The 21,139-nt window shown below is 65.0% G+C and carries 24 protein-coding genes; 14 read left to right on the forward strand and 10 right to left on the reverse strand.

The window, feature by feature from the left end; genetic code table 11:
• Positions 1–20 precede the first annotated feature (20 nt).
• The 6 genes from glnA to MNBBLIKP_RS08595 form a co-directional block, all read right to left on the reverse strand.
• Entirely contained in the window at positions 21–1,430 is a 1,410-nt protein-coding gene (gene glnA / locus MNBBLIKP_RS08570) for a type I glutamate--ammonia ligase (protein ID WP_088309464.1), read from the reverse strand.
• A 169-nt stretch (positions 1,431–1,599) separates the two neighbouring features.
• A complete protein-coding gene (locus MNBBLIKP_RS08575) occupies positions 1,600–1,938 on the reverse strand; it encodes a P-II family nitrogen regulator (protein ID WP_088309466.1) in 339 nt (112 codons plus the stop codon).
• Positions 1,939–2,209: 271 nt separating this feature from the next.
• Complete coding sequence (gene argC, locus MNBBLIKP_RS08580) at positions 2,210–3,133, reverse strand: N-acetyl-gamma-glutamyl-phosphate reductase (RefSeq protein ID WP_088309468.1); 924 nt, start codon at positions 3,131–3,133, stop codon at positions 2,210–2,212.
• 152 nt (positions 3,134–3,285) lie between these two features.
• On the reverse strand, positions 3,286–3,627 hold the full coding sequence (locus MNBBLIKP_RS08585) for a hypothetical protein (protein ID WP_088309471.1): 342 nt from the start codon (positions 3,625–3,627) through the stop codon (positions 3,286–3,288).
• 56 nt (positions 3,628–3,683) lie between these two features.
• The gene (locus tag MNBBLIKP_RS08590; RefSeq protein ID WP_088309473.1) at positions 3,684–4,220 is read right to left on the reverse strand and encodes a hypothetical protein; all 537 of its coding nucleotides are present in this window, start codon (positions 4,218–4,220) and stop codon (positions 3,684–3,686) included.
• Positions 4,213–5,595, reverse strand: a complete 1,383-nt coding sequence (locus tag MNBBLIKP_RS08595) for a leucyl aminopeptidase family protein (RefSeq protein ID WP_088309474.1) — start codon at positions 5,593–5,595, stop codon at positions 4,213–4,215. Before MNBBLIKP_RS08595 ends, MNBBLIKP_RS08590 begins: the two co-directional genes overlap by 8 nt.
• 74 nt (positions 5,596–5,669) lie before the next feature.
• Here MNBBLIKP_RS08595 and map point away from each other — a divergent pair, with 74 nt between their 5' ends.
• On the forward strand, positions 5,670–6,494 hold the full coding sequence (map, locus tag MNBBLIKP_RS08600; protein ID WP_088309477.1) for a type I methionyl aminopeptidase: 825 nt from the start codon (positions 5,670–5,672) through the stop codon (positions 6,492–6,494).
• Between the two features lie 212 nt (positions 6,495–6,706).
• Here map and MNBBLIKP_RS08605 read toward each other — a convergent pair whose 3' ends face one another.
• Positions 6,707–7,366: a heme exporter protein CcmB gene (locus tag MNBBLIKP_RS08605; RefSeq protein ID WP_088309479.1), complete on the reverse strand. Its 660-nt coding sequence runs from the start codon at positions 7,364–7,366 to the stop codon at positions 6,707–6,709.
• Positions 7,363–7,941 (reverse strand): heme ABC exporter ATP-binding protein CcmA, encoded by a 579-nt coding sequence (gene ccmA, locus MNBBLIKP_RS08610; protein ID WP_088309481.1) that lies wholly within the window; start codon positions 7,939–7,941, stop codon positions 7,363–7,365. The genes MNBBLIKP_RS08605 and ccmA overlap by 4 nt, the downstream gene beginning before the upstream one ends.
• A gap of 48 nt (positions 7,942–7,989) precedes the next feature.
• Between ccmA and MNBBLIKP_RS08615 the strand changes: the two genes are divergently transcribed.
• The 3 genes from MNBBLIKP_RS08615 to MNBBLIKP_RS08625 are packed head-to-tail and all read left to right on the forward strand — an operon-like array spanning position 7,990 to position 9,904.
• A complete protein-coding gene (locus MNBBLIKP_RS08615) occupies positions 7,990–8,280 on the forward strand; it encodes a 4a-hydroxytetrahydrobiopterin dehydratase (protein WP_088309483.1) in 291 nt (96 codons plus the stop codon).
• Positions 8,280–9,404, forward strand: coding sequence for a hypothetical protein (locus tag MNBBLIKP_RS08620; protein ID WP_088309485.1), 1,125 nt, complete (start codon positions 8,280–8,282; stop codon positions 9,402–9,404). The genes MNBBLIKP_RS08615 and MNBBLIKP_RS08620 overlap by 1 nt, the downstream gene beginning before the upstream one ends.
• On the forward strand, positions 9,401–9,904 hold the full coding sequence (locus MNBBLIKP_RS08625; RefSeq protein ID WP_088309487.1) for a DUF1697 domain-containing protein: 504 nt from the start codon (positions 9,401–9,403) through the stop codon (positions 9,902–9,904). Before MNBBLIKP_RS08620 ends, MNBBLIKP_RS08625 begins: the two co-directional genes overlap by 4 nt.
• On the opposite strand, the gene MNBBLIKP_RS08630 is transcribed toward MNBBLIKP_RS08625, so the two are convergent.
• Both MNBBLIKP_RS08630 and MNBBLIKP_RS08635 read right to left on the reverse strand, forming a co-directional pair.
• Positions 9,901–10,710, reverse strand: a complete 810-nt coding sequence (locus MNBBLIKP_RS08630; protein WP_088309489.1) for an SDR family oxidoreductase — start codon at positions 10,708–10,710, stop codon at positions 9,901–9,903. The genes MNBBLIKP_RS08625 and MNBBLIKP_RS08630 overlap by 4 nt on opposite strands.
• 120 nt (positions 10,711–10,830) lie before the next feature.
• Positions 10,831–11,448, reverse strand: a complete 618-nt coding sequence (locus tag MNBBLIKP_RS08635) for a DNA-3-methyladenine glycosylase family protein (protein WP_088309492.1) — start codon at positions 11,446–11,448, stop codon at positions 10,831–10,833.
• An 83-nt stretch (positions 11,449–11,531) separates the two neighbouring features.
• Here MNBBLIKP_RS08635 and MNBBLIKP_RS08640 point away from each other — a divergent pair, with 83 nt between their 5' ends.
• The 10 genes from MNBBLIKP_RS08640 to MNBBLIKP_RS08685 all read left to right on the forward strand — a co-directional run bounded on the left by MNBBLIKP_RS08640 (position 11,532) and on the right by MNBBLIKP_RS08685 (position 21,134).
• Complete coding sequence (locus tag MNBBLIKP_RS08640; protein ID WP_088309495.1) at positions 11,532–11,849, forward strand: 2Fe-2S iron-sulfur cluster-binding protein; 318 nt, start codon at positions 11,532–11,534, stop codon at positions 11,847–11,849.
• Between the two features lie 265 nt (positions 11,850–12,114).
• Positions 12,115–13,119 carry a cysteine synthase A gene (locus MNBBLIKP_RS08645; RefSeq protein WP_088309497.1) on the forward strand — a complete coding sequence of 335 codons (1,005 nt, stop codon included), beginning with the start codon at positions 12,115–12,117 and terminating at the stop codon, positions 13,117–13,119.
• Positions 13,120–13,232: 113 nt separating this feature from the next.
• The gene (locus tag MNBBLIKP_RS08650; RefSeq protein WP_254912972.1) at positions 13,233–13,472 is read left to right on the forward strand and encodes a hypothetical protein; all 240 of its coding nucleotides are present in this window, start codon (positions 13,233–13,235) and stop codon (positions 13,470–13,472) included.
• A gap of 22 nt (positions 13,473–13,494) precedes the next feature.
• Positions 13,495–14,196: an ABC transporter gene (locus tag MNBBLIKP_RS08655; protein WP_088309503.1), complete on the forward strand. Its 702-nt coding sequence runs from the start codon at positions 13,495–13,497 to the stop codon at positions 14,194–14,196.
• A gap of 331 nt (positions 14,197–14,527) precedes the next feature.
• Positions 14,528–15,046, forward strand: coding sequence for a division/cell wall cluster transcriptional repressor MraZ (locus MNBBLIKP_RS08660; protein ID WP_254912973.1), 519 nt, complete (start codon positions 14,528–14,530; stop codon positions 15,044–15,046).
• Entirely contained in the window at positions 15,046–15,999 is a 954-nt protein-coding gene (gene rsmH, locus MNBBLIKP_RS08665; RefSeq protein ID WP_088309505.1) for a 16S rRNA (cytosine(1402)-N(4))-methyltransferase RsmH, read from the forward strand. The genes MNBBLIKP_RS08660 and rsmH overlap by 1 nt, the downstream gene beginning before the upstream one ends.
• A complete protein-coding gene (locus MNBBLIKP_RS08670; protein WP_088309507.1) occupies positions 15,996–16,496 on the forward strand; it encodes a hypothetical protein in 501 nt (166 codons plus the stop codon). The genes rsmH and MNBBLIKP_RS08670 overlap by 4 nt, the downstream gene beginning before the upstream one ends.
• Positions 16,493–18,220: a peptidoglycan D,D-transpeptidase FtsI family protein gene (locus MNBBLIKP_RS08675; protein ID WP_088309510.1), complete on the forward strand. Its 1,728-nt coding sequence runs from the start codon at positions 16,493–16,495 to the stop codon at positions 18,218–18,220. The genes MNBBLIKP_RS08670 and MNBBLIKP_RS08675 overlap by 4 nt, the downstream gene beginning before the upstream one ends.
• Positions 18,217–19,674, forward strand: a complete 1,458-nt coding sequence (locus MNBBLIKP_RS08680; RefSeq protein WP_088309512.1) for a UDP-N-acetylmuramoyl-L-alanyl-D-glutamate--2,6-diaminopimelate ligase — start codon at positions 18,217–18,219, stop codon at positions 19,672–19,674. Before MNBBLIKP_RS08675 ends, MNBBLIKP_RS08680 begins: the two co-directional genes overlap by 4 nt.
• Positions 19,671–21,134, forward strand: coding sequence for a UDP-N-acetylmuramoyl-tripeptide--D-alanyl-D-alanine ligase (locus tag MNBBLIKP_RS08685; RefSeq protein ID WP_088309515.1), 1,464 nt, complete (start codon positions 19,671–19,673; stop codon positions 21,132–21,134). Before MNBBLIKP_RS08680 ends, MNBBLIKP_RS08685 begins: the two co-directional genes overlap by 4 nt.
• Positions 21,135–21,139 lie beyond the last annotated feature (5 nt).

Raw genomic sequence — 21,139 nt, forward strand, 5'->3', positions numbered from 1 at the left:
CAGTCCTGACCGGGTCTTGATCAGGCGCTGTAATACATGTCGAATTCGACCGCCGACGGCGTGGTTTCCCAACGCAGAACTTCGGGCCACTTCAGTTCGATGTAGCTTTCGATCTGGTCCTTGGTGAACACGCCGCCCTTGAGCAGGAATTCATGGTCGGCTTCGAGGCATTCCAGCGCTTCACGCAGCGAACCGCAGACGGTCGGCACTTCGGCCAGTTCGGCCGGGGGCAGATCGTACAGGTTCTTGTCCATCGCTTCGCCCGGGTGGATCTTGTTCTGGATCCCGTCGAGCCCGGCCATGAACAGCGCGGCATAGCACAGATAGGGGTTGGCCATCGCATCGGGGAAACGGAATTCCACGCGCTTTGCCTTGTCACCCGCGCCATAGGGGATGCGGCACGAAGCCGAACGGTTGCGGGCCGAATAGGCCAGCAGCACCGGGGCTTCGTAACCCGGGACCAGCCGCTTGTAGCTGTTGGTGGTCGGGTTGGTGAAGGCGTTCAGCGCCTTGGCATGCTTGATCACACCGCCGATGAAGTACAGGCACATGTCCGACAGACCGGCATAACCGTTACCGGCGAACAGCGGCTTGCCTTCCTTCCAGATCGAGATGTGGGTGTGCATCCCCGATCCGTTGTCCTTCATGATCGGCTTGGGCATGAACGTAGCGGTCTTGCCATAGGCCTGGGCGACCTGATGGACGACGTACTTGTAGACCTGCATGCGGTCAGCGGTTTCCACCAGCGTACCGAAAGTCAGGCCCAGTTCGTGCTGTGCCGATGCCACTTCGTGGTGGTGCTTATCGCAGGGCAGGCCCATTTCAAGCATGGTGGTGACCATTTCACCGCGCACGTCGACCATCGAGTCAACCGGAGCGACCGGGAAATAGCCGCCCTTGGCGCGCGGACGGTGGGCCAGATTGCCGGCTTCGTACTTGGTGTTCGAATTGGTCGGCAGTTCGATGTCATCGATCTTGAAGCCATTGCCATCGTAACCGTCATAGAAGCGTACATCGTCGAACACGAAGAATTCGGCTTCGGGGCCGACATAGACGGTGTCACCGATGCCGGTGCTTTTCAGGTAGGCTTCGGCGCGCTTGGCACACGAGCGCGGATCGCGGCCATAGAGGTCACCTGTCGACGGTTCGACGATGTCGCAGTTGATGATCATCATCGGGGTGGCGCTGAACGGATCGATATAGACCGAATCCAGATCCGGCTTGAGGATCATGTCGGATTCGTTGATCGCCTTCCAGCCTTCGATCGACGAACCGTCGAACATCAGGCCGTCTTCCAGCTCGTCTTCGCCCATCACGCCCGAAACCATGGTCAGGTGCTGCCACTTGCCCTTGGGATCGGTGAAGCGCAGGTCAACCCACTCGATTTCCTCGTCCTTGATGCGCTTGATGATGTCCTTGGCCTTGCTCATTTTTCGTCCTTCTGTGCTGCCCCGGCCGCGCAGCGGAAGGGGTTCTTCAGTTCCCCTCCCGCCCCGCAAGAGGGGCTAGAGGAGGGCATGTTCAGGTGGGATCGGGCGTTTGGCCCTTTCCCGGCCCCTCCCGCAGACAGGAGGGGGGGATCAAAGAACTTCGCGGGTTCTAGATCGCGTCGTCGTCACGTTCTCCGGTGCGGATGCGCAGCGCGCTTTCTACGGGCATGACAAAGATCTTGCCGTCGCCGATCCGCCCGGTCTGCGCCGCGCCGGCAATCGCTTCGACGGTGCGTTCGGCCAGAGCATCGGGAACCACGACTTCCAGCTTCACCTTGGGCAGGAAATCGACGACATATTCAGCGCCGCGATAGAGCTCGGTATGGCCCTTCTGACGGCCGAAACCCTTGGCTTCGGTTACGGTGATGCCGGACACGCCAACTTCGTGCAGCGCTTCTTTCACTTCGTCGAGCTTGAACGGCTTGATGATCGCTTCGATCTTTTTCACGTGCCTTGTATCCCCTGCGCATTGAACCGGAACCGCGACGGACGCGGCCCGGTGATCCAGATGCCACGTTTAGACTCTATCAAGAATCGTGCCAGTGGCCTGGATCCAGCCCTAGGCGATTGCACGCAGGCCGAAAAGGGCGGAATCGCAACATTCGGTGCGGATTACGCGCGCTGATACTAAGAATTGTTCGCGCCGTGCAGGGCAGGCTTGCCTGATTTTTCAGCAACAGGTGCCCAAAAATTAGGCAGCTAGCTACGTGCAGGGTGCCTTACAGCGACAGTCCCGCCGTTTCCGGCAGTCCCGCCATCAGGTTCAGGCTTTGCACCGCCGCCCCGCTCGCGCCCTTGCCCAGGTTGTCGAGCCGCGCCACGAGCCGCGCCTGGGTGCCATCGCGGGCGCCATAGACGAACAGTTCCAACCGGTCGCTGGGTGCCATCGAAGCGCGCAGCAGCAGTTCATCCGGCAGTTCCTGATTGACCGAGACCACCGCGCTGCCGGCATAGAAATCACCCAGGCAATCACGCAGGCCATCGACCGGCGCGGCGCGTTCCATCAGGCTGAGGTGCAGCGGCACTTCCACCACCATGCCGCGGTGCGCCGCGATCACCGCTGGGGCGAACAGCGGTTGGTGGGCCAGCCCGGCATATTCGCGCATTTCGGGGACGTGCTTGTGGCCAAGGGTCATGGCATAATCGCGATAGGCGATGTCCTGATCTTCCTCGAACCGCGCGATCAGCGCCTTGCCACCGCCCGAATAACCCGAGACCGCGTGGCAGGTATAGGGCCAGTCAGCAGGCAGCAGCCCGTTGCGGATCAGCGGGGCAAGCAGGGCGATGAAACCGGTGGGATAGCAGCCGGGGTTCGAAACCCGCGTCGCCGCAGCCACCTTGTCCCGCCCGACAACTTCGGGAAAGCCATAGGTCCAGCCCGGCGCGACGCGATGCGCGCTGCTGGCATCGATGATCCGCACCTTGCTGCCTTCAGCCAGGGCGACCGCTTCGATCGCGGCGTCATCGGGCAGGCACAGCACGGCGAAATCGGCGGCTTGATAAGCATCGCGGCGTGCATCGGCGCTTTTGCGCTGGGCTTCGTCCAGCACGATCAGTTCGAATTCGGCGCGCGGGGCCAGCCGATCGAGGATTTCAAGTCCGGTGGTTCCGGCGGCGCCATCGATGAATACGGTGTGGGTCATTTGACGAGGTCCGTTCGTGTCGAGCCCTTCGGCTTGCAGCCTAGCAGCCGCTGCTCAGGAAAAACCTCATCCTGCGGATGAAGTCGAGCCACCTGCGCGCCTGTGTCTCGACTTCGCTCGACACGAACGGAGGTGGGGGATTTGGTAGCGGCTTAGCTTCGTCGTTCTTCCAGCGCCTCGACCGGCAGGTAGCCGACGAAACCGTCGTCGCCAACCTGGCCCCAGGCCCAGCCGCCGGTCAGATCGAGCACGTTGAACAAAGTGCCCCCGGCCAGAGCCTCACGTAGTTCGGCATCCGGCTTGTTCGCTGCCAACAGGTTCGCGCCACCGGCCACCACCGCGCGTTCCATCGGTACGGCATAATGCGGCACGAACACCTTGCCTGCCAAACGAACATGCGCCAGGTCCCCGCGCACCGGCCAGTGCGCGGCATCCAGCTTGACGCTGGGCCCCGACAGGGAAAGCTGCCCGGTGGGAATGGCGCTGGCGGTCAAGTCTGCGTGCCCCTCGAATGCGAAGATCGGGCGATTAGCGCCGCTTGGCCCGGCTATCAAGCCATCCATGCGTGCTGTCCCCTGACGGCACGGTGATAGAGCAGCGCGGACAGGCCCCACAGGCCGCCGATGCCCAGGGTCAGCATGGCAGCCCCAGGCAGCCCGGCACCAGCCAGACCCGCCGCGAGCAGCACCTGATATGTCGCCGCCACGGTCATCACTTTGGCCATTCCGCGCGGCTGGAACCTGGCCCAAATGGCGCCACCAGCGCCCAGCAGCAGGACCGGGAAGAATACCAGATTGGCGCGGTTGTCCTCGGCCCCGATGATCCCGACGGCCAGGTTGATCCACACCACCAGAAATGCGCCGAGCAGCCCCAGACCGGCAGCAAAGCGCGGCGCATGGCCGATGAGACTGCGCGTGGCGAGTTCGAAGCCCAGACAGACCATGCCAAGGATCGCTGCCGCAGCGGCGAAATCGAACCCGGTCCAGTTGAATCCTGCAACCGTCCGGCTGGCAGCCGCTGCGGCAAGCAGGATCGCCCCCGCAGTGCCCCACACGGCAATGCGCCAGACTTTCGCCGCATCAACCATACCGGCCCTTCAGCAGCCCCCAGGCCGCGCGCAGGCCCAGCGCGTCTCCGCCCTTGGGGCGGCCCGGCTTGGCGGCGGGGCGCCAGGCGAACGTATCGAAATGGGCCCAGTCCGTGCCCTCGGGCACAAACCGGTCAAGGAACAGCGCGGCGACCGAGGCTCCGGCGAAACCGTTGGAGCTGTTGTTGGAAATGTCCGCCACGTCGCTTTTCAGGTATTCGCGGTAGCCATCGAACAAGGGCAGGCGCCAGCACTTGTCATCGTTCGCCGCGCCGCTTTTCAGCATTTCGTCCGCCGTCTCGTCCCGCCGGGTGAACAGCGCGGGCAGGTCCGGACCGACAGCGACGCGGGCCGCGCCGGTCAGGGTGGCGAAATCGATCACCAGTTCGGGCCCTTCCTCACCCGCGCGGGTCAGCGCATCGCCCAGCACCAGCCGTCCTTCAGCATCGGTATTGCCGATCTCCACCGTAAGCCCTTTGCGGCTGCGCAGCACGTCGCCAGGGCGAAAAGCATTGCCGGAAATCGCGTTTTCGACGGCCGGGATCAGCAGATGCAGCCGCACTTTCAGCTGCGCCTGCATCACCAACTGAGCCAGAGCGAGGGCATGGGCCGCGCCGCCCATGTCCTTTTTCATCAGCAGCATGCCCGAACTGGGCTTGATATCGAGCCCGCCCGAATCAAAGCATACGCCTTTGCCGACCAGCGCGATTCTGGGGTGCTTTGGGTCTCCCCAGTGCAGTTCGATCATCCGCGGTGCATGGCTGCGCGCCGCCGCGCGGCCGACACCGTGGACCATCGGAAAGCCGCGTTCCAGCGCGTCGCCATGGGTCACCTTGAATTCCGCGCCGTGCGCCTTGGCGATCAGCTGGGCTTCGTGTTCCAGCTGGGCGGGGCCCATGTCTTCGGCCGGGGTATTGACCAGATCGCGGACCAGCGCGGTGGCGGCGGCTTCGGCCAACGCGGTGTCGATCGCCTTGACCTCCTTGGTCAGCAGAATGCGCGGGCCGTCCTCGCCCGGATCGGAGCGGTAGCGGTCGAATTTGTACTGCCCGGTAACCCAGCCATACAGCGCCACGCCCGGTTCCCCGCCCGCGCGGCGATAGGTGCCCGGCGGCAGCACTTCGGCCAGCTTGGCCATGCACCAGCTGGACAGGCTGTTCACATTGGCCACGCCAGATACCACGAACCAGTGATCGCCATCGGGCACGATGGCATAGGAATAACCCTCTGCCTCAAACTTCTGCGCGGCCAGCGCGGCGCGCTGGGGGGTGGACAGACTTTTGATAAAGTCCGGCAGACCCGCCTTGTCGATCAGATGGATCGCGGTGGCCGTTTGGCCCTTGTTGGGCAGGATCAGGGCGTGCTTGTCAGTCATCGCGCTGCCTTAGACCCGGCGCGCGCTGCGCTGCAAGGCTCGCATTCTTGCGAAGCATTCGCTATATGTCCGCCATGACCACTTACCAGACAGTCGAAGACGGCGATGTGCTGCTGCGTGACGGCACGATCAAGTTGCATGGCCCCGCGGCCTTTGAAGGGATGCGCAAGGCCGGGCGGTTGGCAGCGGAAACGCTCGACGCGCTGGTGCCATTCGTCCAGCCGGGGGTGACCACCGGGCAGATCGACGATCTGGTCCGGCAGATGACGCTGGATGGCGGCGCGGTGCCCGCGACGATGGGCTATCGCGGCTATGAACACAGCTGCTGCACCTCGATCAATCAGGTAATCTGCCACGGCATTCCGGGGGACCGGGTGCTGAAGGACGGGGATATCATCAATGTCGATGTCACCCCGCTGCTCGATGGGTGGCACGGCGATTCCAGCCGGATGTATCTGGTCGGCGATGTGCCGATCAAGGCGCGGCGGCTGGTCGATGTCACCTATGAATGCCTGATGATCGGGATCGAAAAAGCCAAGCCCGGCGCGCGACTGGGCGATATCGGCGCCGCGATTCAGCAGCACGCCGAACGCCACCGTTACGGCGTGGTCCGCGAATTCTGCGGGCACGGTCTGGGCCGCCTGTTCCACGACGCCCCCGAAGTGGTCCATGCCGCGCGTGCGGGCACCGGGCCGGAACTGAAGCCGGGGATGTTCTTCACCATCGAACCGATGATCAACCTCGGCAAGCCGGGGATGAAAATGCTGGACGATGGCTGGACCGCGGTAACGCGCGACCGCTCGCTGTCGGCGCAGTTTGAACACTCGATCGGGATCACCGAGACCGGGTGCGAGATTTTCACGGCGAGCCCGCTGGGGCTGCATCGGCCGCCTTATTGAGGCTGGCTGGGCGGTTCATGGCGGGAATTGCATGGTTCACGCAGAGGCCGCAGAGAAGAAAGTGGAGGCGCAGAGATGCCGTGTTCGCGGCGAAGCCGCCTTCTGTTTCATCGGTCCGTTTAACCGCAGCGCCTGAGCGATGAAGGAGCCTGCGGCTCTGCGAGACACCTCCGCGCCTCTTCTTCTTCTCTGCGGCCTCTGCGTGAACCCCTTTAACCCCTTCCAGCCCGGATCGCCGCGCCCGCTGCAAACGGGGCCATTGCCAGCAGCACCAGACTGACCGCGCCGGTCAGCGCAATCCCCGCTTCGCCGCCGGTCGCCAGACTGCCCGCGCCGAACACCAGCAGCGGAACCGCGAACGGGATCACCAGCAGCCCGCCCAGCGCCGCGCCGCCGCGCAGGCCTGCGGTGAGGGCAGCGACCATCACGCCCAGCGCGGCGAGGCCCGGGGTTCCGGCCAGAAGACCCAGCTCCACCGTGCGTAGCGTCGCGCCGTCGATCCCGACCAAGGCGCTGGCAGGCAGGGCGGCGAGCATCAGCGGCGGGCCGAAGCTGAGCCAATGGGCCAGCACCCGCACGCTCACCACCAGTTCCTCGCTGATCCCGCGCAGTGCCCACTGGTCAAACATGCCCAGTTCCAGATCGGGTTCGATCAGCCGGTCGAGCGGCAGCACCGCGGCGAGCAGGGCCGCGACCCAGATTACCCCGCCGCCGGTCCGCGCCAGCACCGGGCCGTCGGGCCCGACCGCGAACGGAAACAGCATCGCCACCGCCAGAAAGAACAGCACCGGCAACAAGGCCCCACCGCGCCGCCCGCCCGCCAGCAATTGCCCCAGATCGCGGCGCAGCAGGGGGAAGAACGCGCTGCTCATGCCGCAAAATCCCGCAGTTCCAGCATCTGCATGCCGGGCAAGGCAAAGGTTTGGTGCGATGCGATTACGCAGATCCCTCCGGCGCGGCAATGCTCTGCAGCAAGTTCCTCGACCAGTGCCACCCCGCGCTTATCCAGCCCGTTGAGAGGTTCGTCGAGCAGCCAGACCGGCGCTTCCTGCCCCAGCAGCCGTGCCAGCGCGGCGCGCTTTTTCTGCCCGGTCGAAAGGTAGCGTACCGGCACGTCAATCAGCCCGGCAATCCCCAGCCGTGCCAGTGCGGCGTCGGCCGGGCCGTCCAGTCGCTGCCAGAATTCGAGAGCTTCGCCCAGCGGCTGGTGCGGATCGAGCGCTGGGCGCTCGTCCACCATGCCAACCGCGCCCTGAAATTCAACCGTGCCGGCATAGGCCGGGGCGAGGCCCGCCAGGATCCGCATCAGGCTGCTCTTGCCGATCCCGTTGGCGCCGGTCAGCTGCAAGGCCTCGCCCCCGGCAAGCACGAAGGACAGCCCCGCGAACAGCAGCCGATCCCCCTTGCGGCAGGCGAGATCGCTGGCAGACAGGCGGCACTCTTGCATGGAGCCGCGCGATAGGGGAAAGCTGCGCGCCTGCCAAGGAGAGCCAGCGTGCCGATTGCCAAACTTGCCGATGTCGAAGTTTCAGCCCTGCTGGCCGAATTCCCGGACTGGACCTTGCGCGCGGATGGCAAGGCGCTGGAACGCAAGTTCAAGTTCAAGGATTTCAACGCGGCCTTCGGCTTCATGACCCGCGTCGCGCTCTATGCCGACAAGCACGATCATCACCCCGAATGGTTCAATGTGTACAACCGGGTGGAGATCACGCTGACCACCCACGATGCCGATGGCCTGTCGGCGCGCGATGCGGCGATGGTCCGCGCGATTGGGGAGATGCTGTGATGCGCCGATTGTTTGCTCTGCTCGCTGCGCTGGTGCTGGTACCCTCAGCTGCCCAGGCCGCCGAAGCGCCGTTGCTGGACGGGGTGTGGAAGGGTACAATCGGTACCCTGCCGGTGCGGGTCTGTCTGATGGATGTCAACGCATCCTCTCCGCGCGGGTCCTATTACTACCTTTCGCAAATGAAGCCGATTGCGCTGGAAAAGCCGGATGGTAACAAGGGCTGGCTGGAGCAGACCGGGGCCAAAGCGCGGTGGTCGATCACGCTGGCGGGCGCGAACAAGGTGACCGGCTCATGGACCACCGGTGATCGCACACTGCCGGTCAGCCTGACCCGCGTGGCGATGGGCGATGATGGCGAACTGGACGGTGCCTGCTGGTCCGATGCCTTCATGGCCCCCCGCATCATCCCGACCCGGCTGGTGGCAAGCCCCGTCAAGGCCGGAAAACTGGCTTATTCCAAACTCAAGCTGGAAGTCGGCAAGTGGTTCGAGGAAGTCGATATTGCGACTTTCCAGATCCCGGTCCAGCGCCCCGGTGACAAGGCGATCAACCTGGCCTTGCGCGCGTTGATCGATCCAAAGCAGGGTCGGGCTGATTATGCTTCCTGCCTGCAGGGCAATCTGGGGCTCAGCGGCACCGATGGCGAAATGTCATTAGCGGCCGAACCCAGCTTTGTTTCGGCTGAGTGGATTGACGTGCAGATCGACGAAGGCAATTACTGCGGCGGCGCGCACCCCAATTACAGTTCTTCCCACATGGTCTATGATCGCGCCAGCGGCAAGGAAGTGCAGTTGGCGCAGTGGCTCGCGCCCAAGGGGATGAGCGCGAAATGGGATGCGGGGGCCAAGTATTGGGACACCAGGCTGCTTGAACCACTGCGCAAGCTGGTGCTGGCGGCCATGCCGCCGATCGAGGAAGCCGATTGCCAGAGTGCGGTGGCCGAGGCGGAATCCTGGGATCTTGCGCTGACTCCCAAGGGGATCACTTTCACGCCTTTCCTGCCGCACGCCATGCTGGCCTGCGCGGACGATGCCGAACTGACTTTCGCCCAGCTCGCCCCCTATCTTAGCCCAGCTGGCAAAGCCGGGGTGGCGCGGATGAAGGCGCCGGTGTTGTTGCCGTGACCCGCTGGGTCGCCTTGCTGCGCGCGGTCAACGTCGGCGGCACCGGCAAGGTGGCGATGGCCGAGCTTAAGGCGCTGTGCGAAGGGCTCGGCTTTGGCGGCGTGCGGACCTATATCGCCAGCGGCAATGTGCTGCTGAGCAGCGATCTGGACGAAGCCGGAGTGCGCGGTGCTTTGGAAGCGGCGCTGTTGGAGCGTTACGGCAAACCGATCGGTGTGCTGGTGCGCAGCGCTGCTGACATGGCGGAGTTGCTCGCCGCAAACCCATGGCCGGATCGCCCCGGGAACCGGGTGGTCGCGCTGCTAACCGATGCAGAACCCAGCCTGGATGGCGTGCGCAATCAAAACGGTGAGCGGCTGGCCCCTGGCCCGCGGGCGCTGTTCATCGACTATGGTGAGGGGATGGCCGACAGCAAGCTGATCGTGCCTGCCAGCAAGACCGGCACCGCGCGCAACCTGAACACCGTGGCCAAGCTGGCGGAGCTGGCCGCCTCGGCCTAATGCCCGCCCAGCGGCTTCAGGCTGGTCCGCGTCATCTTGCGCAGCCGCCCCGGCATCCAGCGCGCGGCAAAGGCGATGCGGTGGGCGGTCTTGCCGACGCGGTGGTGCAGCGCATCGCCGTGGACGGCCTTCCAGGCTGCTTCGGCCACTTCACTGACCGGGGTGATTTCCAGTCCGGCTTCCAGCACCCGTCCGCGAATGTGCTCGTTGCTCTGCTGGTTGGGGTTCATGTCGATCAGCGGCGTATCGATAAAGCCGGGCATCAGATCGCAGACCTTGATCTCGTCAGGCGCCCATTCGGCATCGAGGCATTCGGTGATCGCGCGCACCCCGAATTTGGTTGCGGAATAGACCGCCGCCCCTGGCGTGCCATAGATTCCCGCCGCGCTTGCGGTGTTCAGCAGGCACGATCCCGGCGCGCTGGCTTTCAGCCAGGGATGCGCGGCCTGCGCGCCGAACAGTACGCCCTTCAGGTTGATGTCGAGACAGCGTTCGATTTCCGCCGCGTTGTTTTCAATCAGGTTGCCGCCCAGTGGGATCCCGGCGTTGTTGAACACCACATCGATCCGCCCGCCGCTCGCCTCGGCGCAGCCTTCCAGCGCCGCATCCCAGGCCGCGCGGTCGCGCACATCCAGCTTGTGGATCGAGCTTTTGCCGGTAGGCAGCAGGGCCGCCGTTTCCTTCATCCCGCTTTCGTTGACATCCGCCAGCCCGACAAACCAGCCCTGACTGCCGAATTTGATCGCCACCGCCCGGCCAATGCCGGAAGCGCCGCCGGTGATGAAAATTGTCTTGTGGCTGGCCATTGTCTGCACCCCTCCAAATCCCACTCACCCATAGCCGTTCGTGTCGAGCGAAGTCGAGACACCCCAGCGCCAGCGTGTCTCGACTTCGCTCGACACGAACGGAGCTTGGGGTTTTGGGCGTTACAGCGCCGGGTTGTTATAGCAATGCCAGGTAAAGATCGCGGTCGCGCCGCGATGCGGGCGCCACGCTTCGGCCAGTTCGCGGGTGGCCTTTTCGCTCGGGCGTTCGGGCAGGTTCAGCAGTTTGGCCAGCCCCGCTTGCACCGCCAGATCCCCGGCAGGCCAGATGTCAGGGCGGCCTTCGGCGAACAGCAGATAGATTTCAGCTGACCAGCGCCCGATCCCCTTGATCTGGGTCAGCCGGGCGATGGCTTCCTCGTCATCCTGCGGCAGGCCATCGAAATCGAGCGTGCCGCCCGCGACGAGTTCGCACAAGCTGCGCATATAGCCCTGTTTCTGGCGTGACAGGCCGCAGGCGCGCAGGGTGTCAAAATCGGCACCGAGCACGTGATCTGGGGCGAAATGCGGCCCGGCGAACGCCTCGAACTTGTTCCACATCGATGCCGCTGCCGCCACGCTGACCTGTTGGCCGACGATGGTGCGCATCATGGTCACATGGCCCCGGTCGCGGATCCGTGGTTCGGGATAACCCGCCAACTCCAGCGCGCGGGCAATCCCCGGCTCACGCGCTGCGACTGCATCCAGACCTTGCTTGATTGCCGCTGCGCTAAGACCCATCACACACCTGTTGCCAAATCCGGACCAAGCCATTAGCAGCCCCGGCAAAGCGCGGATAGGGCGCGCGTTGGAGGATTTTGCACATGCCGAAGCTGGTAGTCGTCAATCGCGCAGGTGATGAAAAGACCATCGAAGCCGCCGCCGGAATGTCGGTGATGGAAGCCGTGCGCGATGCGGGCTTTGATGAAATGCTGGCGCTGTGCGGCGGTTGCTGCAGCTGCGCCACCTGCCACGTGGTGGTTGACGGTGCCTGGGCTGACAAGCTGGTGCCGATGAGCGAGGACGAAAACGACCTGCTCGACAGCTCCGACCACCGCGAAGCCACTTCGCGCCTGTCGTGCCAGATCCATCTCAGCGATGCGCTGGATGGCCTGAAGGTCCGGATCGCGGCTGAAGACTGAGGTTTTACGGGGGTGGGTGCTGTGGCGCTTCACCCCTCCGTCATTCGCTGCGCGAATGCCACCTCCCCATTTGTGCTGCGCAAAAATGGGAAGGACCTTTGCCGCTCCCGATCCTTCCCATTTTTCCCGCAGGGACAAATGGGGAGGGGGACCGCTCGCGAAGCGAGTGGTGGAGGGGTAAGACCCTCTCCACACAACCCGGCGTTTACCCCACCCAAGCGCAAATCCATTGCGCTTGGCCTGCGGGGCACCTAATTCCGGCGCCATGACCGGACTTGTGCAAACCAACACGCTCGACCTGATCGGCAACACTCCGCTCGTTCTGCTCGAAGGACCGAGCGAGGCTGCGGGGTGTGAGATCTGGGGAAAGTGCGAATTCGCCAACCCCGGCGCTTCGGTAAAGGACCGCGCAGCGCTGTGGATCGTGCGTGATGCCGAAGCGCGCGGGGCGCTGAAGCCGGGCGGCACGATTGTCGAAGGGACCGCGGGCAATACCGGGATCGGGCTGGCGCTGGTCGCCAATGCGCTGGGCTATCAGACGGTGATCGTCATGCCCGAAACCCAGAGCCGCGAGAAAATGGACACGCTGCGCGCGCTCGGCGCGGAACTGGTGCTGGTCCCCGCCGCGCCGTTTTCCAATCCCGGCCACTTCGTCCACACCTCGCGCCGCCTGGCCGAGGAAACCGAAGGCGCGATCTGGGCCAACCAGTTTGACAATATCGCCAACCGCAAGGCCCACATCGAAAGCACCGCGCCGGAAATCTGGGAACAACTGGGCGGGCGGATCGATGGCTTTACCTGCGCAGCGGGCACTGGCGGGACCATCGCCGGGGTCGGCTTGGGCCTGAAGGCGTTTGATGAAAGCATCCGCATTGCGCTGACCGATCCGCACGGTGCGGCGCTCTACAACTATTACGCCAACGGCGAATTGAAGGCAGAGGGCAGCTCGGTCGCCGAAGGGATCGGGCAGGGGCGAATCACCGCCAACCTCGAAGGCGCGCCGATCGACACCCAGTTCCGGATTTCTGACGAACAGGGGCTGGAATGGGTCGCCCGTCTGCTGCGTGAAGAAGGGCTGTGTCTGGGGCTATCTTCAGGGATCAATGTTGCGGGCGCAGTGGAGCTCGGGCGGCAACTGGTGGCAGAAGGGCGCGAAGATGCGCGGGTTGCGACGATCCTGTGCGATACCGGGTTTCGCTATCTGTCGAGCCTCTACAACGCCGAATGGCTCGCATCAAAAGGCCTGCCGGTCTTCCCCTGGTTGAAATAATCCCTATACTTGGTCCCAAGATGGCAAGCCAACCGCCACGCAGGGTCCTTGAACCGCTTTCCGCGCCGCAACACTTTGCGCCGCCCTCCGCGCGTGAGCTGCGGGCGCAGGCGGTGCAGCGATTACAGACCGGTCTGTTCGGACTGGCCGCGATCCTGCTGATCGTGGGGCTGGCAGACATCATCAACGAACGCGCGCGGCTAACCGAAGCGGCCAGCACTGCGCCGCAGGCCAGCGCGTCGCCTTCGCCAACCGGCAACGTCGATCCGCTGGCCGATGCGGGCGTGGTGCCCTCGGCCTCGGCCAGCGCCACGGCCAAGCCTTCGCCCGCCCCGGGAACTCCGCAAAATTAGCCGCAAGCGGCTCTGGCTGGGGGTGACGCTGCTGGTCCTGCTGGTGGCGGGACTGGCTCTGGCCGGGCGACCGCGGACACCGGCGCAGGCACCGACCGGGCTGTTCACCACGCTGCCGGTGCTGTGGAATGAAAGCGCCGATGTCGCCGGCCTGCTACGGCAGGATCAGCCGCCGCACTGGGCCAAGGCGGAACTGGCCCGGCGCGGACCGATTGTCGCGCTGGACGTGCTGGCAGAGGCTCCGCTGGCAAAGCTTGACCGGCTGGTGATCGCCCAGCCGCGCCCACTGGGCCCGGCAGAGAACGTCGCGCTGGACAACTGGCTGCGCGGCGGGGGGCACCTGCTGTTGCTGGCAGACCCGGCGCTGACCGAGGAAAGCCGCTTTGCGATCGGCGATCCGCGCCGCCCGCAGGCGGTGGTCCTGCTCAGCCCGATCCTGACACGCTGGGGGCTGGACCTGCGGTTTGATGACGAACAGCCGTTTGGCGAAACGCCGTTCGATGTGATGGGTACCCCGGTCCCGGCCAACCTGGCCGGGCGTTGGGCACTGCAAGGGCAGCCGAACTGCCGGACCTGGGGCGAGGGCATCGCGGTGACCTGCGCGATCGGCAAGGGCCGGCTGGTCGCGCTGGCCGATGCGGAAGTGCTGAACGCCGAACCTGGCGATGGCGCGCGGGGCAAGGGCTTTGCCGCGCTGCTCGACATGGCGTTTGCCGCCAACTGACTTTGTCAACATGCGGGAAAATGCGGGACGGCACCGGCCGCCTGTCCCGAGTCGCACGTTAAATCGTTGAATTTTCGTGATCGGAATCGCCCGCCACAGCGGTGGCGCGGGCCATGCTTTGGAGCGCCGATCTATTATAAATCAATTATTTACCAAGTTATCCCGTGTTTTCCCGTGAAAACCCCTTTCTTCCCGTCCTGCACAGGGTTAAGAAATCATTCCATCGACAGGGATGTTCACCGTCGCGCTCCGATTCCGGGGGCACCGGCCACAAGGGCAAGCGGCTGGAGCGGTGGAGGTTCTTTTTTGGGGTCCGGGGTTTTCCCGGCATTTGGCGGGGCGAGTTGTGGAGGCGGCAAGGCCGATCAACTATAACGGACATGGCTTTTCGCTGTTGGGCGAAAAGGGCCGGTTCGTGCTGCCGCCAGACTTCCGCAAGAACGTGCGCGATTCCGGCGCGGGTGAGCGGGTGCTGTGCCTGACCAAGCATCCCCGCTGGAAATGCCTGACCGGCTTCGGGCTGGGCCGGGCTGACCTGTTCGAAAGCGAACTCGACAAGCTGGAAGCCACCGCGATCGCCCGTGGCCAGGATTTCGACCGCGAACTGCGCGCCAACCAGATGTACGGTTTCACCCGCGTTACCTTTGATGACAGCGGTCGGTTCATCATGCCGGACCGCTATTTCAAGCTGGGCGGGATTGGCGAACGTGCGTTCTTCCTGGGCGGCGGGTTGCAGTTCACGATCTGGAGCCCGGACGAGCTTAACCGGATGGGCGAAGGTTGGGAGGATGCCCGCGAAGCCTGCGCCGATCTGGAAGAACAGGCGCTCGCCGGAAAGGGGCGCAAGTGATGTCCGCCCCCGCGCCGCATATCCCGGTTCTGCTGGATGAAGTAATCGCCGCGCTTGCGCCGCGCCCCGGTGCTGTAATCGTCGATGCCACGTTTGGTGCGGGTGGATACACGCGCCGCCTGCTCGATGCCGGGGCCATGGTCCACGCTTTTGACCGCGATCCCGATGCGATCGCCGCCGGGTCCAAATGGCCCGAAGTGCAGGAGCAGCCGCCCCGCCTGGTGCTGCACCCGCGCCGCTTTTCGGAAATGGTCGCTGCCCTGGCCGATGCGGGCGTGGCCGCAGTGGACGGCGTGGTGATGGACATCGGCGTGTCCTCGATGCAGCTCGACCAGCCGCAGCGCGGGTTCGCCTTTGCCAGCGACGGCCCGCTCGACATGCGCATGGCGCAGGACGGACCGAGTGCCGCCGATTTCCTCAACACCGCCGCCGAAGCAGAGATTGCCGACGTGCTGTTCCAGTATGGCGAAGAGCGCCAGTCGCGCCGGGTTGCACGGGCGATCGTGGCGGCGCGGCCGCTGTCCACCACCGGGCAGCTGGCCGGCGTGGTGCGCAAGGCGCTGGGCCACCGCCCCGGCGCGCCCAAGGACCCTGCAACCCGCAGCTTTCAGGCGATCCGGATCCATGTGAACGCTGAACTGGATGAACTGGACGCGGCGCTGAATGCGGCTGAAAGCCTGCTTAAGGCAGGTGGCAAGCTGGCCGTGGTCAGCTTTCACAGCCTGGAAGACCGCATCGTCAAACAGTTCCTGCGCGACGCCAGCGGCGCTCTGGCCAGTGCATCGCGGCACATGCCCGTGATGGCCGCGCCCGAAGCGCCGGTTTTTGCCCAGCTGTCCAAGGCGATCCGCCCGTCCGATGCGGAACTGGTCCGCAATCCCCGGGCGCGCTCGGCCACGCTGCGCGCCGCCACCCGCACCGAAGTAGCCCCACGGACAAGGAGGGCAGCATGAACCTGACCCGTGACCGTTTGCGTTCGATCGGCTGGGCCGCCCTGCTGGTGGTCTGCTTTACTCTGCTGGTTGCGCTGACATTTCGCGTCAACGCGGTGAAAAGCCAGGTTCGGCTGACCGAGCGCCAGATCGCTTCGCTGCAGCAGGACAAGCTGCTGCTGGAAACCGAATTCGAGACCCGCGCCAACCAGCAGCAGCTGAAGTCGCTCAACGATGTTGAATTCGGCTATCAGGCCCCCACTGCCGGGCAATACCTTGAAGGGGAGCGTCAACTGGCCGCGCTGGGCAAGCCGCGCGCGGCCGATGCGCCCAGCCCGATCCGCGTTGCCAGCGCCGGGGGCGTGGTTGAAGGCAGTGTACTGCCCGCAATGGTTTCCCCGCTGACCGGCAAGGCGATGGCCGCCGAAGCGCCCAAGGATGCCGCGCGCAAGCCGGTGACAGCCGCCACCCTGCGTGACCGACTGAGCCAGGTGGGCGAAGGGAGCGGCCGCGAATGAACAGCCTGGCCATCTCGACCGCGATCAGCTCGGGCCGGGGTGAACTGGTCAATGTCCGCCAGCACTCACTTCTGATGGCCAAATGGCGAGTGGTCTGGGTGGCGCTGGGTTTCGGCTTTGTCGCGATGGTGGCCCTGCTGCGGATCCTGTTCCTGGGAGCGTTTGAAGGCCAGCCCAGCCGCACCGATGCCCTGGCCGGGATGATGCCGCCGCGGGCCGATATTGTCGATCGCAACGGCGTGCCACTGGCGCGCGCCTTTCCGGCCTATTCGCTGTGGTACAACCCCGCCGCGCTGGGCGATGATGGCGCGCCGCTGGTGCGCTCGGCCAAGGAAGTAGCGGCCGCGCTCGTCCGGATTTTTCCCGACATGAACGAAGCGGAACTGGCCGCGCGGCTGGCCGAGGGTCGTCCGGGCTATCTGCGCCGCCGGATCCTGCCCGAAGACGCCAACAAGATCCACGCGCTGGGCGAACCGGCGCTGGAATTCCCGCGCGAAATGGAGCGGTTCTATCCGCAAGGATCGATGGGCGCGCACGTGCTGGGCTTTGTCGGGGCCGACGGCAAAGGCCACGTCGGCATGGAAGAAGTGTTCGACAAGCGGCTGACCGACGAGGCCGGCCGCGGCACCCCGGCGATGCTTTCGATCGATACCCGCGTGCAGGGCGCGCTGGAAGACGAATTGGCCAAAGGCATGGCAGACAGCGCCGCCAAGGGCGCCGCCGGGATCGTGCTGGATGTCGATACCGGGGAAGTGCTGGCGCTCGCTTCGCTGCCGTCATTCAATCCCAACCTGATCGACCGCGCGGGTGAAGCCAACATCTTCAACCGGGTGACCAACCAGGTCTATGAACTGGGATCTACTTTCAAGCCGATCAGCGTGGCCGCGGCGATCGATGCGGGCACGGTCACCGACCTGTCGCGGCGCTACCAGTCCAACCGCCCCTTGCAGATCGGCGGGTTCGAAATTCGTGACAGCCATGCCTTTGGCGGTTCGCTTAACATTCCCGAAGCCCTGGTCCATTCGTCCAACATCGTCACCGCGCAAGTTGCCGATGAATTGGGCGGAGCACGGCTGAACGCGACGATGCAGGCGCTTGGCTTTAACGAACGCCCGCAGATCGAACTGCCGGCGCGCGGCTTCCCGCTGTGGCCCAAGGGCAACTGGAGCCGGATTACCACCATGACCGTGTCTTACGGCCACGGCATCGCGGTTACCCCGTTGCACCTTGCCAGTGCTTATGCGGCGCTGGTCAATGGCGGCATCTGGCGTCCTGCGACGCTGCAGCGGATCCAGCCGGGCAGTGAAGTGGCCGGACGCCGGGTTTTCAAGGCCAGCACCAGCGCGCGGATGCGTCAGCTGCTGCGGATGATTGTGGATGTGGGCACCGGGCGCAATGCCAATGCCGTGGGTTACCGCGTTGGCGGCAAGACCGGATCGGCAGAAAAGCCCGGAGTTGGCGGCTATCAGCGTTCCAGCCTGGTGGCGACGTTCGCGGCGGCCTTTCCGATGGATCATCCGCGCTATGTCGTGATTGCCATGCTGGACGAACCGCAGGGCACCACGGCCACGCTGGGCCAGCGCACCGCCGCTTTCAATACGGCACCCGTTGTCGGCCGGGTCATCCCGCGGATCGGGCCGCTGCTGGGGATCATGCCCGATGCGACCCGCGATGTGGACATCACCGACATTGCCCCGCTGTTGGGCAGCGGAGAGGGCGAATGAAGCTGGGAGTGCTGGCCGAACGAGCCGGAATTGCCCTGCCTGGCGGACAAGACGCGCTGGTGACGGGCTTTGCGATTGATAACCGCAAGGTGGCGCAAGGCTGTGTGTTCGGCGCATTTCAGGGCGCCAGCGTGAACGGGGAAGATTTCATCCCTGCCGCTGTCGCTGCCGGGGCCGTGGCCGTGATTGCCCGGAGCGAGGCGCGCGTGGATGGCGCAGTCCATATTGCTTCGGACAATCCCCGCCAGACTTTTGCCCGGCTGGCCGCCCAATTCTTTACCCCCGTTCCCGAAACCGTGGTCGCGGTTACGGGGACCAACGGCAAGACTTCCACCGTCGAAATGACCCGCCAGCTGTGGCGCATGGCCGGGCAGCGCGCCGCTTCGATCGGGACCTTGGGTGTGACAACTTCGGATGAAAGCGTTTCGACCGGGTTGACCACGCCAGATATTGTCACATTCCTGGCCAACATGTCCGGCCTTGCCCGCGAAGGGGTGAGCCATGTCGCCTATGAAGCGAGCAGTCATGGCCTGTCGCAATACCGCAACGAAGGGCTGCGGGTAGTGGCGGGAGCCTTCACCAACCTCAGCCGTGACCACCTCGACTACCACCCCGACATGGATCACTATTTCGCGGCCAAGATGCGGCTGTTTGACGAAGTGGTCGATGGGCAGGGCACGGCGGTGATCTGGGCGGATGATGAATGGTCGGGACGGGCGCTTGATCATGCCGCGCAGCGCGGACTGAACGTCCTGATGGCTGGTGAGACGGCGGATGGCCAGGGCATGCGGCTGCTTTCGCGAAGTCCAACCCAGCTGGGCCAGACGCTGGAAATCGAATGGCAGGGCCAGATCCGCAAGGTAAACCTGCCGCTGATCGGGGCCTATCAAGCCGCCAATGCGCTGGTTTCCGCCGGTCTGGTGATCGCCAGCGGGGGTGATCCGGCGCAGACGTTCGATGCGCTGGGTCGGTTGCAGCCGGTGCGCGGGCGGCTGGAACGCGCCGCGATCAGCCGTGCGGGCGCGCCGGTCTATGTCGATTATGCCCATACCCCCGATGCGCTCGAAGCCGCGATCGCCGCGCTGCGGCCGCATTGCACGGGCCGCCTGATCGTGGTGTTCGGCGCAGGCGGTGATCGTGATAGCGGCAAGCGCGCGCCGATGGGCCAGGTGGTGGCTGAGCAAGCCGATCTTGGCATCGTCACCGATGACAACCCGCGCGGGGAAGACCCCGCCACGATCCGCGCCGCTGTACTGGCAGGTGGCGCGGGCATGCTGCGCGAAGTGGGTGACCGCCGCGCCGCGATTGCCGCCGGGATTGCCGAAGCGGGCAAGGCCGACATCGTGCTGATCGCGGGCAAGGGGCACGAACAGGGACAGATCGTGGGATCGGGCGAAAGCTGCCGGATCCTGCCGTTCGATGACGTTAGCGTAGCCAGGGAGAGTGCTGCATGAACATGGCCGTCCGGATCCTTGAATGGCCAACCGAGGTTGCCGATGCCTTCCCGCTGGCCCTGTGGGATGCGGGCAGCATCGCGCGGGCGACGGGCGGCACGGCCAGCACCTTTTTCCAGACCGCAGGCGCGGACATTGACAGCCGCGATGTGATGGAAGGGGACCTGTTCTTCGCGCTGCAGGGCGAAGCCATGGACGGGCACCGGTTTGTGCCCATGGCCTTTGACAAGGGCGCTGCGGCCGTGGTGGTCGATCGTCCGGTCGATGGGCCGCACGTGCTGGTGGAAGATACCACCGCCGCCCTGATCGCGTTGGCCAAGGCGGCGCGGGCGCGGGTGGACGCGAAGATCATCGGGGTAACCGGATCGGTCGGCAAGACCGGGGTGAAAGAGGCAATCTTTGCTGCGCTTGACCGCGCGAGCCGGGGCAAGGCGCACCGCAGCGTCAAGAGCTACAACAACCACATCGGCGTTCCGCTCAGCCTAGCGCGGATGCCCGCGCGCAGTGCCTATGGCATTTTCGAAATGGGGATGAACCACGCCGGCGAAATCGCGGATCTGACCGCCCTGGTCCGCCCGCACGTTGCCGTGATCACCACCATCGCGCCCGCGCATATCGAAATGCTGGGCAGCGAAGAAGCTATTGCGGACGCCAAGGCAGAGATCTTCGGCGGGCTTGAGCCCGGCGGCGTTGCGGTTATCCCGTCGGACAGCCCGCACTATCTCCGTCTGCTGGCCGCCGCGCGCGCGGCAGGGGCGCAAGTGGTTTCGTTTGGCAAGGCAGTGGGTTCGACCATCCGCCTGCTCGATGCCGTCCCCGCGCCGGGCGGCGGATCGCTGGTCACGGCGGATCTGGGCGACCGGCGGCTGTGCTATACCGTGGCCGCGCCGGGCGATCACTGGGTTACCAATTCGCTGGCCGTAATGGCTGCAGTCCGCGCCGTGGGCGGGGATCTGGGCGCTGCCGGGCTGGCGCTGGCGGAACTCGAAGGGCTCAAGGGCCGGGGTGAGCGCCATCGGCTCAAGACGCCAGACGGGCAGGGCGCGCTGCTGATCGATGAAAGCTACAATGCCAACCCCGCCTCGATGCGCGCCACCCTGGCGCAATTGGGTGCAACCAGCGCCACGCGGCGGATTGCAGTACTGGGTGCAATGAAGGAACTGGGCGATCACGGCCCGGCCTTTCATGCCGCGCTGGTCGAACCGATTGCCGCCGCCGGGATCGATCATCTGATCCTGGTAGGCGACGAGATGCGCGCACTGGCAGACGAACTGGGGAAAGGCGCAGCCGGACCGCTTGGCAAGGCCCTGCCCTTCGCCCATTGCCCAAATGCAACCATGGCGCTGCAGGCGTTGCGGGAGCTTGGCGTGGCAGGCGGTGACGCCATCCTCGTCAAGGGGTCGAACTCGGTCGGACTGGGAGCGGTGGTCGCCGCGCTCGCCGCGCAAAACAAGGAATAGCGGCA

The sequence above is a fragment of the Novosphingobium sp. B 225 genome (genome assembly GCF_002198665.1).
In the GTDB taxonomy this organism is placed as follows: domain Bacteria; phylum Pseudomonadota; class Alphaproteobacteria; order Sphingomonadales; family Sphingomonadaceae; genus Novosphingobium.

Excerpts from the sequence above, each read along its gene's own strand:
- glnA (WP_088309464.1), bottom strand. The coding sequence starts at position 1,430 with ATGAGCAAGGCCAAGGACATCATCAAGCGCATCAAGGACGAGGAAATC.
- argC (WP_088309468.1), bottom strand. The coding sequence starts at position 3,133 with ATGACCCACACCGTATTCATCGATGGCGCCGCCGGAACCACCGGACTT.
- MNBBLIKP_RS08590 (WP_088309473.1), bottom strand. The coding sequence starts at position 4,220 with ATGGTTGATGCGGCGAAAGTCTGGCGCATTGCCGTGTGGGGCACTGCG.
- MNBBLIKP_RS08595 (WP_088309474.1), bottom strand. The coding sequence starts at position 5,595 with ATGACTGACAAGCACGCCCTGATCCTGCCCAACAAGGGCCAAACGGCC.
- map (WP_088309477.1), top strand. The coding sequence starts at position 5,670 with ATGACCACTTACCAGACAGTCGAAGACGGCGATGTGCTGCTGCGTGAC.
- MNBBLIKP_RS08605 (WP_088309479.1), bottom strand. The coding sequence starts at position 7,366 with ATGAGCAGCGCGTTCTTCCCCCTGCTGCGCCGCGATCTGGGGCAATTG.
- ccmA (WP_088309481.1), bottom strand. The coding sequence starts at position 7,941 with ATGCAAGAGTGCCGCCTGTCTGCCAGCGATCTCGCCTGCCGCAAGGGG.
- MNBBLIKP_RS08620 (WP_088309485.1), top strand. The coding sequence starts at position 8,280 with ATGCGCCGATTGTTTGCTCTGCTCGCTGCGCTGGTGCTGGTACCCTCA.
- MNBBLIKP_RS08630 (WP_088309489.1), bottom strand. The coding sequence starts at position 10,710 with ATGGCCAGCCACAAGACAATTTTCATCACCGGCGGCGCTTCCGGCATT.
- MNBBLIKP_RS08635 (WP_088309492.1), bottom strand. The coding sequence starts at position 11,448 with ATGGGTCTTAGCGCAGCGGCAATCAAGCAAGGTCTGGATGCAGTCGCA.
- MNBBLIKP_RS08640 (WP_088309495.1), top strand. The coding sequence starts at position 11,532 with ATGCCGAAGCTGGTAGTCGTCAATCGCGCAGGTGATGAAAAGACCATC.
- MNBBLIKP_RS08645 (WP_088309497.1), top strand. The coding sequence starts at position 12,115 with ATGACCGGACTTGTGCAAACCAACACGCTCGACCTGATCGGCAACACT.
- rsmH (WP_088309505.1), top strand. The coding sequence starts at position 15,046 with ATGTCCGCCCCCGCGCCGCATATCCCGGTTCTGCTGGATGAAGTAATC.
- MNBBLIKP_RS08670 (WP_088309507.1), top strand. The coding sequence starts at position 15,996 with ATGAACCTGACCCGTGACCGTTTGCGTTCGATCGGCTGGGCCGCCCTG.
- MNBBLIKP_RS08675 (WP_088309510.1), top strand. The coding sequence starts at position 16,493 with ATGAACAGCCTGGCCATCTCGACCGCGATCAGCTCGGGCCGGGGTGAA.
- MNBBLIKP_RS08680 (WP_088309512.1), top strand. The coding sequence starts at position 18,217 with ATGAAGCTGGGAGTGCTGGCCGAACGAGCCGGAATTGCCCTGCCTGGC.
- MNBBLIKP_RS08685 (WP_088309515.1), top strand. The coding sequence starts at position 19,671 with ATGAACATGGCCGTCCGGATCCTTGAATGGCCAACCGAGGTTGCCGAT.